We start from the raw sequence: 13927 nt of genomic DNA on the forward strand, positions 1-13927 counted from the left end.
GATTTGTCGTAAGTCGTTGTCAGGCACCGTGCCGGCAGCGGCGAGCTTCGTTCGTCCCGAATGGATGTGACGAGGTTTCACCCGAAAAAGGAATCAGGCTTCTCATGGGCGAACTGGCCAAAGAAATCCTCCCGGTCAATATCGAAGACGAGCTGAAACAGTCCTACCTCGACTACGCGATGAGCGTAATTGTCGGTCGGGCACTGCCTGATGCGCGCGATGGCTTGAAGCCCGTGCACCGGCGTGTGCTGTTCGCGATGAGCGAGCTGGGTAACGACTGGAACAAGCCGTACAAGAAATCTGCCCGTGTTGTCGGTGACGTGATCGGTAAGTATCACCCTCACGGCGACACTGCGGTGTACGACACCATCGTTCGGATGGCGCAGCCGTTTTCCCTGCGCTACCTGCTGGTAGACGGCCAGGGCAACTTCGGTTCGGTGGACGGCGACAACGCCGCGGCCATGCGATACACCGAAGTGCGCATGACCAAGCTGGCGCACGAATTGCTGGCTGACCTGCACAAAGAAACCGTGGACTGGGTGCCGAACTACGACGGCACCGAAATGATCCCGGCTGTCATGCCCACCAAGATCCCCAACCTGCTGGTCAACGGTTCCAGCGGTATCGCCGTGGGCATGGCCACCAACATCCCGCCGCACAACCTCGGTGAAGTCATCGACGGTTGCCTGGCCCTTATCGACAACCCTGAGCTGACCGTCGATGAGCTGATGCAATACATCCCCGGCCCGGACTTCCCGACCGCCGCGATCATCAACGGTCGCGCCGGCATCATCGAAGCCTACCGTACCGGTCGCGGGCGTATTTACATGCGTGCCCGCTCGATGATCGAAGACATCGACAAGGTCGGTGGCCGCCAGCAGATCGTCATCACCGAACTCCCGTACCAGCTGAACAAGGCACGCTTGATCGAGAAGATCGCCGAGCTGGTTAAAGAGAAGAAGCTGGAAGGCATCACCGAGCTGCGCGACGAGTCCGACAAAGACGGTATGCGCGTAGTAATCGAGCTGCGCCGTGGTGAAGTGCCAGAGGTGATCCTCAACAACCTCTACGCCCAGACCCAGCTGCAAAGCGTGTTTGGTATCAACGTGGTTGCCCTGATCGACGGCCGCCCGCGCATCCTGAACCTCAAGGACCTGCTGGAAGCCTTCGTGCGTCACCGCCGCGAAGTGGTGACCCGCCGCACCGTGTTCGAACTGCGCAAGGCCCGCGAGCGCGGCCATATCCTGGAAGGCCAGGCGGTTGCGTTGTCGAACATCGACCCGGTGATCGCCCTGATCAAGGCCTCGCCAACCCCGTCGGAAGCCAAGGAAGCGCTGATCAGCACGCCGTGGGAATCCAGCGCCGTGGTCGCGATGGTTGAGCGCGCTGGCGCTGACTCGTGCCGCCCGGAGACCCTGGACCCGCAATACGGTCTGCGTGAAGGCAAGTACTTCCTGTCACCAGAACAGGCCCAGGCCATCCTGGAGCTGCGTCTGCACCGCCTCACCGGCCTTGAGCACGAGAAGCTGCTGGCCGAGTACCAGGAGATCCTCAACCAGATCGGCGAGTTGATCCGCATCCTCAGCAGCGCCGTGCGCCTGATGGAAGTGATCCGCGAAGAACTGGAAGTGATCCGCGCCGAATACGGCGACGTACGCCGCACCGAAATCCTCGATGCGCGTCTGGACCTGACCCTGGGTGACATGATCCCGGAAGAAGAGCGCGTGGTGACCATCTCCCACGGTGGCTATGCCAAGACCCAACCGCTGGCGGCTTACCAGGCCCAGCGTCGTGGCGGTAAAGGCAAATCGGCTACCGGCGTGAAGGATGAGGACTACATCGCTCACCTGCTGGTCGCCAACAGTCACACCACGCTGCTGCTGTTCTCCAGCAAGGGCAAGGTGTACTGGCTCAAGACCTACGAAATCCCGGAGGCCTCCCGCGCTGCCCGTGGTCGTCCGTTGGTCAACCTGCTGCCGCTGGACAGTGATGAGTACATCACCACCATGCTGCCGGTCGAGGAATACACCGAAGGTCACTTCATCTTCATGGCCACCGCCAAAGGCACCGTGAAGAAGACCCCGCTGGAATCCTTCAGCCGTCAGCGCAGCGTGGGGCTGATCGCCCTGGAGCTGGACGAAGGCGACGTACTGATTTCCGCAGCCATCACCGACGGCGAACGCGAAGTCATGCTGTTCTCCGATGGCGGCAAGGTCACACGCTTCAAGGAATCCGATGTACGTGCCATGGGCCGTACTGCCCGCGGTGTACGCGGCATGCGCCTGCCAGAAGGGCAGAAGCTGATTTCGATGCTGATCCCGGAAGAAGGCAGCCAGATCCTCACCGCTTCCGAGCGTGGTTATGGCAAGCGCACCGCCATCAGTGAGTTCCCGGAGTACAAGCGTGGCGGCCAGGGCGTGATCGCCATGGTCAGCAACGACCGCAACGGCCGTCTGGTAGGCGCGGTACAGGTGCTCGATGGCGAGGAAATCATGCTGATTTCCGACCAGGGCACCCTGGTGCGTACCCGTGTGGCAGAAGTCTCGAGCCTGGGCCGTAACACCCAGGGCGTGACCCTGATTAAGCTGGCCAAGGACGAAAAACTGGTCGGCCTGGAACGTGTGCAGGAGCCTTCGGAAGTCGAAGGCGAAGAGCTCGAAGGTGAGGAGTTTGAAGGCGAGGTGATCGCAGCCGGCGATGACAACGTTGACGAGCCAACCCTCGACGCTGCCGCAGACGAAGAAGAACCGCAGGAATAAGCGGACACACAGGGGGCGGATGAAGATTCGCCCCCTTGTTGTTTGTCCCCTATGAAACACAGCGCCCTTTGCCTGGACGCGGTCCACGTGGGAGCTGGCTTGCCTGCGATGCAGGCGCCTCGGTCATTCAGTGATACCGCGGCGCTGCTATCGCAGGCAAGCCAGCTCCCACAGATGCCCGCTTCAGAATGAGGGCGTTGCTGACATGATTGCAGCCCCACCAGATCAGAGTGAGATTGGATGTGAGCAAGAGAGCCTATAACTTCTGTGCCGGTCCCGCGGCGCTTCCTGAAGCAGTCCTGCAGCGTGCGCAGGGTGAACTCCTCGACTGGCATGGAAAAGGCCTCTCCGTGATGGAAATGAGCCATCGCAGCGATGAGTTCGTGTCCATCGCCAACAAGGCCGAGCAGGACCTGCGCGACTTGCTGGACATCCCATCCAATTACAAAGTGCTGTTCCTGCAAGGCGGCGCGAGCCAACAGTTCGCCCAGTTGCCGCTGAACCTGCTGCCCGAAGGCGGTACTGCCGACTATATCGACACCGGTATCTGGGGGCAGAAGGCTATCGAAGAAGCCTCGCGCTACGGCCATGTCAACGTGGCAGGCACCGCCAAACCCTACGATTACTTCGCCATTCCCGGTCAGAACGAGTGGACGCTGTCCAAGGACGCGGCCTACGTTCACTACGTCGCGAACGAAACCATCGGTGGCCTGGAATTTGATTGGGTGCCTGAAGTCAGTGACGTGCCACTGGTGTGCGACATGTCTTCGGACATCCTCTCGCGCCCGATCGACGTGTCCAAGTACGGCATGATCTACGCCGGCGCGCAGAAGAACATCGGCCCGAGCGGCATCCTGGTCAATATCATCCGCGAAGACCTGCTGGGCCGTGCCCGTTCGCTGTGCCCGACCATGCTCAACTACAAGGTCGCAGCCGATAACGGCTCGATGTACAACACCCCGCCGGCGTTTGCCTGGTACCTGTCGGGCCTGGTGTTCGAATGGCTCAAGGAGCAGGGCGGTGTCGCGGCCATGGGCAAGCTCAACGAAGAGAAGAAGCGCGTCCTGTACGACTTCATCGACGCCAGCGGCCTGTACAGCAACCCGATCAACCTCACTGACCGCTCGTGGATGAACGTGCCGTTCCGCCTGGCTGACGACCGCCTCGACAAGCCGTTCCTGGCTGGCGCCGACGCGCGCGGCCTGCTGAACCTCAAGGGCCACCGCTCGGTGGGCGGCATGCGCGCCTCCATTTATAACGCCGTCGACATCCACGCCATCAATGCGCTGGTTGCCTACATGGCAGAGTTCGAGAAGGAACACGGCTAATGTCTGAGCAAGAACTAAAGGCCCTGCGCGTGCGCATTGACAGCCTGGACGAGAAAGTCCTGGAGCTGATCAGTGAGCGTGCGCGCTGCGCCCAGGAAGTGGCACGGGTAAAGATGGCCTCCCTCGCGGAAGGCGAAGTGCCGGTGTTCTACCGCCCCGAGCGTGAAGCGCAGGTGCTCAAGCGTGTGATGGAGCGCAACAAGGGGCCGTTGGGCAACGAAGAGATGGCGCGGTTGTTCCGTGAAATCATGTCTTCGTGCCTGGCGCTGGAGCAGCCGCTGAAAGTGGCCTACCTCGGCCCTGAAGGCACCTTCACCCAGGCGGCGGCCATGAAGCACTTCGGCCACGCGGTGATCAGTAAGCCGATGGCGGCCATCGACGAAGTCTTCCGTGAAGTCGCGGCCGGTGCGGTGAATTTTGGCGTGGTGCCGGTGGAAAACTCCACCGAAGGCGCGGTCAACCACACCCTGGACAGCTTCCTCGAACACGACATGGTGATCTGCGGTGAGGTGGAACTGCGTATCCACCACCACCTGCTGGTGGGTGAAAACACCAAGACCGACAGCATCAGCCGTATCTATTCCCACGCCCAGTCCCTGGCCCAGTGCCGCAAGTGGCTGGACGCCCATTACCCGAATGTCGAGCGCGTGGCGGTGTCCAGCAATGCTGAGGCGGCCAAGCGGGTCAAGGGTGAGTGGAATTCGGCGGCGATTGCCGGCGATATGGCCGCGGGCCTGTACGGCCTGACGCGCCTGGCCGAGAAAATCGAAGACCGCCCGGACAACTCCACGCGCTTTTTGATGATCGGCAGCCAGGAAGTGCCGCCCACTGGCGACGACAAGACCTCGATCATCGTTTCCATGAGCAACAAGCCCGGCGCGCTGCATGAGCTGCTGGTGCCGTTCCACGATAACGGGATTGACCTGACGCGCATCGAGACTCGTCCTTCGCGCAGCGGTAAGTGGACCTACGTGTTCTTTATCGACTTCATCGGCCATCACCGCGACCCGCTGGTCAAGGGCGTGCTGGAGAAGATCAGTCAGGAAGCCGTGGCACTCAAGGTGCTGGGCTCTTACCCGAAAGCGGTTTTGTGAGGCTTTGACATGAGTGGCAACTTCCTCGCCCTGGCGCAGCCGGGCGTGCAACAACTCTCGCCTTACGTTCCAGGCAAGCCTGTGGACGAGTTGGCCCGTGAGTTGAATCTGGACCCGTCCAAGATCGTCAAACTGGCGAGTAACGAAAACCCGCTGGGGCCGAGCCCTAAAGTGTTGGCAGCGATTCGTGAAGAGCTGGCCGAGCTGACCCGCTATCCCGATGGCAACGGCTTTGCGCTCAAGTCTTTGCTGGCGGACAAGTGCCGGGTCGAGCTGAATCAAGTGACCTTGGGTAACGGCTCCAACGACATCCTTGAGCTGGTCGGCCGTGCCTACCTGGCGCCAGGTTTGAACGCGGTGTTCAGCGAACACGCGTTTGCGGTCTACCCGATCGTGACCCAGGCGGTGGGGGCGGATGCTCGCGTGATTCCTGCCAAGGACTGGGGCCATGATCTGCCGGCGATGCTGGCGGCCATTGATGAGCACACCCGCGTGGTGTTTATCGCCAACCCGAACAACCCGACCGGCACCTGGTTTGACGAGCAGGCACTGAACGAATTCCTGCAGGATGTGCCGGAGCACGTGTTGGTCGTGCTGGACGAAGCCTACATCGAGTACGCCGAAGGCAGCGACTTGCCCGACGGCCTGGATTTCCTCGCGGCCTACCCGAACCTGCTGGTGTCGCGTACGTTCTCCAAGGCTTACGGCCTGGCGTCGCTGCGGGTCGGTTATGGCTTGTCCACGCCCGTGGTCGCCGATGTGCTGAACCGCGTGCGTCAGCCGTTCAACGTCAACAGCCTGGCCCTGGCGGCCGCCTGTGCGGCGGTGAAGGATGCCGAATACCTGGAAGAAGGCCGTCGCCTCAACGAAAGCGGCATGCTGCAGTTGCAGGAAGGCTTTCGTGAGCTGGGCCTGGGCTGGATTCCGTCCAAGGGCAACTTCATCTGCGTCGACCTCGGCCAAGTGGCCGCGCCGGTGTTCCAGGGCTTGCTGCGCGAGGGCGTGATTGTGCGCCCGGTGGCCAACTACGGCATGCCGAACCACCTGCGTATCACCATCGGTTTGCCGGCTGAGAACAGCCGCTTCCTTGAGGCGCTGGCCAAGGTTCTGGCCCGTGGTTGATGTCACTGCATTGCAACCTGCTGTGCCTATGATCGGTCGCCTGGTGGTGGTCGGACTGGGGTTGATCGGTGGCTCCTTCGCCAAGGGCCTGCGTGAAAGCGGGCTGTGTGGCGAAGTGGTGGGTGTGGACCTCGACCCGCAATCGCGCACGTTGGCGGTGGAGTTGGGGGTGGTGGACCGCTGTGAGGCGGACCTGGCTGTTGCGTGCCAGGGCGCGGATGTGATCCAGCTCGCCGTGCCGATCCTGGCCATGGAGAAATTGCTGGCGGTACTGGCGGGTATGGACCTGGGGCAAGCAATTCTTACCGATGTGGGCAGCGCCAAAGGCAACGTGGTGCGCGCTGCACAACGGGCGTTTGGTGGCATGCCGCCGCGCTTTGTGCCGGGCCATCCCATCGCGGGTTCCGAGCAGAGCGGGGTGGAGGCCTCCAATGCGCAGCTGTTCCGTCGGCATAAGGTGATCCTGACGCCGCTGGCGCAAACCGACCCAACAGCGTTGGCAGTGGTGGATCGTCTCTGGCGCGAGCTGGGCGCGGATGTGGAGCATATGCAGGTCGAGCGTCACGACGAAGTGTTGGCTGCCACCAGCCACTTGCCGCATTTGCTGGCATTTGGCTTGGTGGATTCTTTGGCCAAGCGCAACGAGAACCTCGAGATATTTCGTTACGCGGCCGGCGGCTTCCGCGATTTCACGCGGATTGCCGGCAGCGATCCGGTGATGTGGCATGACATCTTCCTCGCCAATCGCGAAGCGGTGTTGCGCACCCTGGACACCTTCCGCAGTGACCTCGACGCCTTGCGCGACGCGGTGGATGCGGGAGACGGCCATCAACTGCTGGGCGTGTTCACCCGGGCGCGGGTGGCGCGTGAACATTTTAGCAAGATCCTTGCGCGCCGGGCCTATATGGAAACCGCAGTGAACACCGATGTCCTGACCTTCATCGCCAGCCCGGGTGGCCGCTTGAGCGGGTGTATCCGCGTGCCGGGTGACAAGTCGATCTCTCACCGTTCGATCATGTTGGGTTCGTTGGCCGAGGGTGTGACCGAGGTGGAAGGCTTCCTTGAGGGTGAGGACGCCCTGGCGACCTTGCAGGCCTTTCGCGACATGGGTGTGGTGATCGAGGGGCCGCACCATGGGCGCGTGACCATTCATGGCGTCGGCCTGCAGGGCCTGAAGGCTGCGCCGGGGCCGATCTATGTGGGTAATTCCGGCACGTCGATGCGTCTGTTGGCAGGCGTATTGGCGGCGCAGCGCTTCGACAGCGTGCTGACCGGCGATGCCTCGCTGTCCAAGCGCCCGATGAACCGCGTAGCCAAGCCGCTGCAGGAAATGGGCGCAATCATCGAAACCGGGCCGGACGGGCGTCCGCCACTGAGCATTCGTGGCGGGCAATCGCTCAAAGGCTTGAACTATGTATTGCCCATGGCCAGTGCCCAGGTGAAATCCTGCCTGTTGTTGGCGGGGTTGTACGCTGAGGGCAAAACCTCGGTGACCGAGCCTGCACCGACTCGCGACCACACCGAGCGCATGCTGCGCGGCTTTGGTTACCCGGTGGCGGTGCAGGGCGCGACGGCGTCGCTGGCGTCAGGGCATGGGTTGATCGCTACGCGTATTGAAGTGCCGGGGGATATTTCGTCTTCGGCGTTTTTCCTGGTGGCGGCCTCGATTGCCGAGGGCTCCGAGCTGCTGCTGGAGCATGTCGGTATCAACCCGACCCGCACCGGGGTAATCGATATCCTGCGGCTGATGGGGGCTGATATCGCCCTCGAAAATCAGCGCGAGGTGGGCGGCGAGCCGGTTGCGGATCTACGTGTGCGTGCCGCCGCGCTCAAGGGCATCGAAATTCCAGAGGCCCTGGTGCCGTTGGCGATTGATGAGTTCCCTGTGCTGTTTATTGCCGCAGCCTGCGCTCAAGGTCGCACTGTTTTGCGCGGTGCCGAGGAGTTGCGGCTCAAGGAGTCCGACCGTATCCAGGTGATGGCCGACGGTCTGTTGGCCCTGGGCGTGAAGTGTGAACCCACGCCTGATGGGATTATCATTGACGGTGGCCCGATGGGCGGCGGTGAAGTGCATGCCCATGGCGATCACCGGATTGCCATGGCGTTCAGTGTGGCTTCCCTGCGGGCGATGGCGCCTATTCGTATCCTTGACTGCGCCAATGTTGCTACGTCTTTTCCGAACTTTCTGACACTGTGTGCCCAAGTCGGCATCCGTGTTGCCCAAGAGGCTCAATTGTGAATATCAAAGCACCGGTGATTACCATCGACGGGCCTAGTGGCTCGGGCAAAGGCACAATCGCTGGCATTCTGGCCAAGCGCCTGGGTTGGTGCCTGCTGGATTCTGGCGCGCTGTACCGCCTGCTGGCGTTTGCCGCGCACAATCATGGTGTGGACCTGACCAACGAAGAATTGCTGACCAAACTTGCCGCCCATCTGGATGTGCAGTTCATTGCGGCGACCGAGGGACAGTTGCAGCGCATTATTCTGGAAGGTGATGAAGTCAGCGATGTGATTCGCACCGAGAGTATCGGCGCGGGGGCCTCCCAAGTGGCCGCGCTGCCTGCCGTACGCGAGGCGCTGCTGCAGCGCCAGCGCGCATTCCAGGAAGCGCCGGGCCTAGTGGCCGATGGCCGCGACATGGGCACGGTGGTGTTTCCCGAGGCGCCGCTGAAGATTTTCCTGACCGCCAGCGCCGAGGAGCGGGCACGCCGCCGTTACTTGCAGTTGAAGGGCAAAGTCGATGGTGTTAGTCTGTCGAGTCTGCTAGATGAGATCCGTGCACGCGATGAGCGTGATACTCAGCGTGCGGTAGCCCCGCTCAAGCCGGCGGCTGACGCTATACAGCTGGATTCCACGGAGCTGTCCATCGAGCAGGTGCTGGAACGCATCATGAGTGAAATCGCCATTCGCGATATCGCCGGGTGATCAAGAAGGCCGCAGGGGACCAGTCATAGTCCTGCGGTGGCTTCTTTTAACTGAAACTGACCCACACCGTCTGGGGTGTGGAGATGGGCGTATTCTTCGCCCTTATCAACAGGAATTAAAATGAGCGAAAGCTTTGCGGAACTCTTTGAAGAAAGCCTAAAAACCCTGAACCTTCAGGCAGGCTCCATCATCACCGGTGTTATCGTTGATATCGATTACCAAGCTCGCTGGGTAACCGTTCACGCTGGTCTGAAGTCTGAAGCTCTGATCCCGCTGGAACAGTTCTACAACGATGCTGGTGACCTGACTATCAATGTCGGTGACGAAGTTCACGTTGCTCTGGACTCGGTTGAAGACGGTTTCGGTGAAACCAAGCTGTCCCGTGAAAAAGCCAAGCGCGCTGAATGCTGGATTGTTCTCGAAGCAGCCTTCGCAGCTGAAGAAGTGGTCAAGGGCGTTATCAACGGTAAGGTTAAAGGCGGCTTCACTGTCGACGTTAACGGCATCCGTGCGTTCCTGCCAGGTTCTTTGGTCGACGTTCGTCCAGTGCGCGACACCACGCACCTGGAAGGCAAAGAACTCGAATTCAAAGTCATCAAGCTCGACCAGAAGCGCAACAACGTTGTCGTTTCCCGTCGCAGCGTGCTGGAAGCAGAGAACTCCGCCGAGCGTGAAGCTCTGCTGGAATCCCTGCAGGAAGGCCAACAAGTCAAAGGTATCGTCAAGAACCTCACCGATTACGGCGCATTCGTCGATCTGGGTGGCGTCGATGGCCTGCTGCACATTACCGACATGGCTTGGAAGCGTATCAAGCATCCTTCCGAAATCGTCAACGTTGGCGACGAGATCGATGTCAAGGTTCTGAAGTACGATCGTGAGCGTAACCGCGTTTCCCTGGGCTTGAAGCAGCTGGGCGAAGATCCATGGGTTGCTATCAAAGCTCGTTACCCAGAAAGCACTCGCGTCACCGCGCGTGTTACCAACCTGACCGACTACGGCTGCTTCGCAGAGCTGGAAGAAGGCGTGGAAGGCCTGGTACACGTTTCCGAAATGGACTGGACCAACAAGAACATCCACCCTTCGAAAGTCGTACAAGTCGGCGACGAAGTGGAAGTTATGGTTCTGGACATCGACGAAGAGCGTCGTCGTATCTCTCTGGGCATCAAGCAGTGCAAATCTAACCCATGGGAAGATTTCTCTGGCCAGTTCAACAAGGGCGATAAAATCTCCGGCACCATCAAGTCGATCACCGATTTCGGTATCTTCATTGGTCTGGACGGCGGCATCGACGGCCTGGTTCACCTGTCCGACATCTCCTGGAACGAAGTTGGCGAAGAGGCTGTTCGTCGTTTCAAGAAGGGCGACGAGCTGGACACCGTTATCCTGTCGGTTGACCCAGAGCGCGAGCGCATTTCCCTGGGCATCAAGCAACTGGAAAGCGATCCGTTCTCCGAGTACGTTCAAGAGAACGACAAAGGCGCTATCGTTAAAGGCACTGTGAAAGAAGTTGACGCCAAAGGCGCCATCATCGTTCTGGCCGACGATATCGAAGCGACTCTGAAAGCCTCCGAAATCAGCCGTGACCGCGTTGAAGACGCGCGCAACGTTCTGAAAGAAGGCCAGGAAGTAGAAGCCAAGATCATCAGCGTTGACCGCAAGAGCCGCGTGATTCAGCTCTCCATCAAGTCGAAAGACGAAGTGGAAGAGAAAGAAGCTATCCAGAGCTTGAAAGAAGCTGCTCCGGAAGCTGCTGCTGACACCACCATGGCGGCACTGCTGCGCCAGGCAATGGCTAAGCAGAACTAAGTTCTGTAAAGCTGTAGAAAAAGGGCGACTTCGGTCGCCCTTTTTTGTGCCTGAAATTTGATGAAGCAACTGCACCGAACCAAGGCATTCAGCCCAATGTCAGAACTGACTATAGTCTTAAAAACGGCTATTTCGCGTTGCTGACTCAATAAGGGTTTGAATGAACAGAATTATCGTAATACTCGCCTTGCTAGTGCTTGCAGGCTGCTCCTCCACCAGCGCCAAGACCCACGCCAAGCGTGGCGTCAGCGGTATAGAGGTCGACTGCTCTGGCCTGGGCAACAAATGGGAGAAGTGCGAAAAGCGCGCCGCCCGTGAGTGCAAGATGCAGGGCTACAAAGTCATCACCCGCTCCAGTGATGCCGAGGACGAAGAGGGCGACTACCTGTTCGGCTGGAACCCTGCTGGCGCGGTGACGCGGACCATGTTGGTGATCTGTAAGTAAGGGGTTGACCGCTCGCTGAGCATGTTTATTCAACCCCAGATAAGTTGATATATGGGCTGTTCAAATTCATCAACTCATGCTAAAACCTTCGGAGCGCTTTTCCTAGCTGCTTGAAAAAGAAGGGAAAAATATGACGAAATCGGAGTTGATCGAACGAATTGTCACCCATCAAGGGCTGCTCTCATCCAAGGATGTGGAGCTGGCTATCAAGACCATGCTTGAGCAAATGTCCCAATGCCTCGCCACCGGAGATCGCATTGAAATCCGCGGCTTCGGCAGCTTCTCCCTGCACTACCGCGCACCCCGCGTAGGCCGCAACCCAAAAACCGGCCAATCCGTCAGCCTTGATGGCAAATTCGTACCCCACTTCAAACCGGGCAAGGAATTGCGCGATCGGGTGAACGAAGAAGAGGAAGAAGGCGTCTGAGTGTCTTTGGGGAAGGAGAAGGGTATGCGTGGGGTTAAGCGCGTTGTTGCGGTATTGATTGCAATGCTGGCGGCTTTGGTGATTTTGGCGTTTGTGCTGGAGAACCAGCAGGGCGTGGCGTTGTCGTTCCTGGGGTGGAGTACTGCGCAGATGCCGGTGGCGGTGTTTGTGGTGGTGGCTTTGATTGTGGGGATGGTGATTGGGCCGGTGTTGGGGGTGGTTATGCGTAGGCGTCGGGGTAAGGCGGTGGTTTAGGGTTTAGTTTTAGGAGAAAGGGAAGGGCGGGCGACCGTTTGTCAGAAACCATGCCATGTCGCGCGCTTTGAACTGCCTACCTACCTAGCCCTGTTGGTTGCGACAGTTCTCCTAGAAAATCAGAATCGCCTGACAGACATGTCAAGACTTGTAATATGCCAAAGAGATGGCAGAATGGAATCTGTTCTCGATAACAGGCATTTTGTGCACTCAAAATTTGGCAGAGACGCTGGGTTTTGGCGGTCAACCAATTAGAATAAAAAAACGCAATTTTGTCTGCATAACGAGCCCGCAGTTTCTCTTTGAAGGCAGGTTTTTGTTGTGAGTAGTAGCTTCCGCGTTCCTTCTGTACCTCCCTCTGGCGAAGTTGATATTGCCGCAGTTTTTCAAGCTGTTTGGCAGCAGAAATTCCTTGTTTTATTTGTGTCCGTGGGGGTAACACTGGCTGCGGCAGCCTATGCCTTCACTGCGAAACCTGAATACCAAGTAAGTAGTGTGTTGCGTCCTGCGGCCATTAACGAACTGGATGCCTTGAATCGGTCGGAAGTCTACCAATTGCCGCCAGGTGATGCGCTCATCAAAGTAGGTGCGTCGTTAGAGTCCTATGAGACCCGACTCAATTTCTTCAGGGCCAACCAGGCGTTGTTCAAGCCTTTCGAGCGACCAGGGCGCACGCTTGAACAAAGCTTTGATGCCTTTAATCGCGACTCCCTCAAGTTGGTTCTGCCTGACCCGAAAAAATCTGATTCATTAAGTGCGTACATTGGGCTTGGACTCAACTACCCGAAAGGTATTGATGGCGTCAGCGTGCTTAACAAATTCGTTGATTATGCTATCGATGCCGAGCGTGAACAGATCGCCGCTGATTTGCGGGTAATTGTAAAAAATCGCCTGACCGAGCTGGAAGGAAAGATCGAAGCTGCCCGGTCCAGCTACAAGACAGATAAGGATGCGCGAATTGCGACGCTCCAAGAGGCTGATAATCTTAAGCGAGCACAGTTGCAGGACGAGTTGAAAGCCTTGCGTCAGCAGATCAAGACTGCGCGGCAAGACCGGATTGCGCAATTGGGCGAGGCAATCGCGATTGCCAAATCTCTCGGCATCGAGAAGCCGACGACACCGTCCGCGCTGGGTGAAAAAACGGGTGGTTCCAGCGAGAGCAGCAGCGTGATGCGAACAGAGATTAATAACCAGCAGATACCGCTGTATTTCATGGGTGTCGAAGCACTGTCGGCTGAGCGCACGGCGTTATTGCAACGCAAGTCTGATGATTTTACTGAGGGCCGAATTGCCCAAATTGCTCGTGAGTTGCAATTGCTGCAGAGCAATCGGGAAATTGAGGTGTTGAAGCAGCGTCAGAACGAAGACCTGTTTCTTTCGGGGGTCGAGCCCCTGAGGGCCGAAGTCGTACGCCTGAAAAATTTGGGCAATCTCGATATCAGCAATATGAAGCTGGTCACAATAGATCGTAAAGCGCTTGAGCCACTCAGGCCTGTGAGCCCCAATAAAATATTGATACTGGCCATTGGAGTATTGGTGGGGGGGATCCTGGGTGTTCTAGCCGCACTGATCAGGCATTTTATCATCAGTGGTCGTCGCGCCAAACAGCAAGAGGTCACGCCTGTGCTTGCTGGTGCTGCAGGTAAGTCATTGCACGAGAGGGTGATATCGTAATTGCGCCCCTCGCGCACCTAGCAAGCCATGATCGTAGAGGTCATGGCTCACTATTGACCCCGGTCTAGCTTTTACTGGGTACCTTCATTTGC

The 13927-nt window shown here is 58.7% G+C and carries 11 protein-coding genes; all 11 read left to right on the plus strand.

What is annotated here, in order from left to right; all coding sequences use genetic code 11:
* The first annotated feature begins 104 nt into the window (after nucleotides 1-104).
* The 11 genes from gyrA (at nucleotide 105) to A7K61_RS06165 (ending at nucleotide 13835) form a co-directional block, all read left to right on the plus strand.
* On the plus strand, nucleotides 105-2759 hold the full coding sequence (gene gyrA / locus A7K61_RS06115) for a DNA gyrase subunit A (protein WP_032892792.1): 2655 nt from the start codon (nucleotides 105-107) through the stop codon (nucleotides 2757-2759).
* 242 nt (nucleotides 2760-3001) lie between these two features.
* On the plus strand, nucleotides 3002-4087 hold the full coding sequence (gene serC / locus A7K61_RS06120) for a 3-phosphoserine/phosphohydroxythreonine transaminase (protein ID WP_069557164.1): 1086 nt from the start codon (nucleotides 3002-3004) through the stop codon (nucleotides 4085-4087).
* On the plus strand, nucleotides 4087-5181 hold the full coding sequence (gene pheA / locus A7K61_RS06125; protein WP_003172650.1) for a prephenate dehydratase: 1095 nt from the start codon (nucleotides 4087-4089) through the stop codon (nucleotides 5179-5181). The genes serC and pheA overlap by 1 nt, the downstream gene beginning before the upstream one ends.
* A 9-nt stretch (nucleotides 5182-5190) precedes the next feature.
* Nucleotides 5191-6303: a histidinol-phosphate transaminase gene (gene hisC / locus A7K61_RS06130; protein ID WP_032892789.1), complete on the plus strand. Its 1113-nt coding sequence runs from the start codon at nucleotides 5191-5193 to the stop codon at nucleotides 6301-6303.
* Between the two features lie 28 nt (nucleotides 6304-6331).
* The gene (locus A7K61_RS06135; RefSeq protein WP_069557165.1) at nucleotides 6332-8542 is read left to right on the plus strand and encodes a bifunctional prephenate dehydrogenase/3-phosphoshikimate 1-carboxyvinyltransferase; all 2211 of its coding nucleotides are present in this window, start codon (nucleotides 6332-6334) and stop codon (nucleotides 8540-8542) included.
* Nucleotides 8539-9228, plus strand: a complete 690-nt coding sequence (gene cmk / locus A7K61_RS06140) for a (d)CMP kinase (protein WP_003189772.1) — start codon at nucleotides 8539-8541, stop codon at nucleotides 9226-9228. Before A7K61_RS06135 ends, cmk begins: the two co-directional genes overlap by 4 nt.
* 120 nt (nucleotides 9229-9348) lie before the next feature.
* The gene (gene rpsA, locus A7K61_RS06145) at nucleotides 9349-11034 is read left to right on the plus strand and encodes a 30S ribosomal protein S1 (protein ID WP_003189774.1); all 1686 of its coding nucleotides are present in this window, start codon (nucleotides 9349-9351) and stop codon (nucleotides 11032-11034) included.
* Nucleotides 11035-11194: 160 nt separating this feature from the next.
* The gene (locus tag A7K61_RS06150) at nucleotides 11195-11479 is read left to right on the plus strand and encodes a hypothetical protein (protein WP_014717621.1); all 285 of its coding nucleotides are present in this window, start codon (nucleotides 11195-11197) and stop codon (nucleotides 11477-11479) included.
* A 130-nt stretch (nucleotides 11480-11609) separates the two neighbouring features.
* Complete coding sequence (gene ihfB, locus A7K61_RS06155; protein WP_003189779.1) at nucleotides 11610-11906, plus strand: integration host factor subunit beta; 297 nt, start codon at nucleotides 11610-11612, stop codon at nucleotides 11904-11906.
* A 24-nt stretch (nucleotides 11907-11930) separates the two neighbouring features.
* Nucleotides 11931-12161 (plus strand): lipopolysaccharide assembly protein LapA domain-containing protein, encoded by a 231-nt coding sequence (locus tag A7K61_RS06160; RefSeq protein WP_069557166.1) that lies wholly within the window; start codon nucleotides 11931-11933, stop codon nucleotides 12159-12161.
* A 321-nt stretch (nucleotides 12162-12482) separates the two neighbouring features.
* Nucleotides 12483-13835, plus strand: a complete 1353-nt coding sequence (locus tag A7K61_RS06165) for a Wzz/FepE/Etk N-terminal domain-containing protein (protein ID WP_069557167.1) — start codon at nucleotides 12483-12485, stop codon at nucleotides 13833-13835.
* The last annotated feature ends 92 nt before the right edge of the window (nucleotides 13836-13927 follow it).

The sequence above is a fragment of the Pseudomonas sp. AP42 genome, from assembly GCF_001728935.1.
GTDB lineage: Bacteria > Pseudomonadota > Gammaproteobacteria > Pseudomonadales > Pseudomonadaceae > Aquipseudomonas > Aquipseudomonas lactis.

Excerpts from the sequence above, each read along its gene's own strand:
- A7K61_RS06160 (WP_069557166.1), top strand. The coding sequence starts at position 11,931 with ATGCGTGGGGTTAAGCGCGTTGTTGCGGTATTGATTGCAATGCTGGCG.
- A7K61_RS06150 (WP_014717621.1), top strand. The coding sequence starts at position 11,195 with ATGAACAGAATTATCGTAATACTCGCCTTGCTAGTGCTTGCAGGCTGC.
- A7K61_RS06135 (WP_069557165.1), top strand. The coding sequence starts at position 6,332 with ATGATCGGTCGCCTGGTGGTGGTCGGACTGGGGTTGATCGGTGGCTCC.
- gyrA (WP_032892792.1), top strand. The coding sequence starts at position 105 with ATGGGCGAACTGGCCAAAGAAATCCTCCCGGTCAATATCGAAGACGAG.
- pheA (WP_003172650.1), top strand. The coding sequence starts at position 4,087 with ATGTCTGAGCAAGAACTAAAGGCCCTGCGCGTGCGCATTGACAGCCTG.
- rpsA (WP_003189774.1), top strand. The coding sequence starts at position 9,349 with ATGAGCGAAAGCTTTGCGGAACTCTTTGAAGAAAGCCTAAAAACCCTG.
- ihfB (WP_003189779.1), top strand. The coding sequence starts at position 11,610 with ATGACGAAATCGGAGTTGATCGAACGAATTGTCACCCATCAAGGGCTG.
- hisC (WP_032892789.1), top strand. The coding sequence starts at position 5,191 with ATGAGTGGCAACTTCCTCGCCCTGGCGCAGCCGGGCGTGCAACAACTC.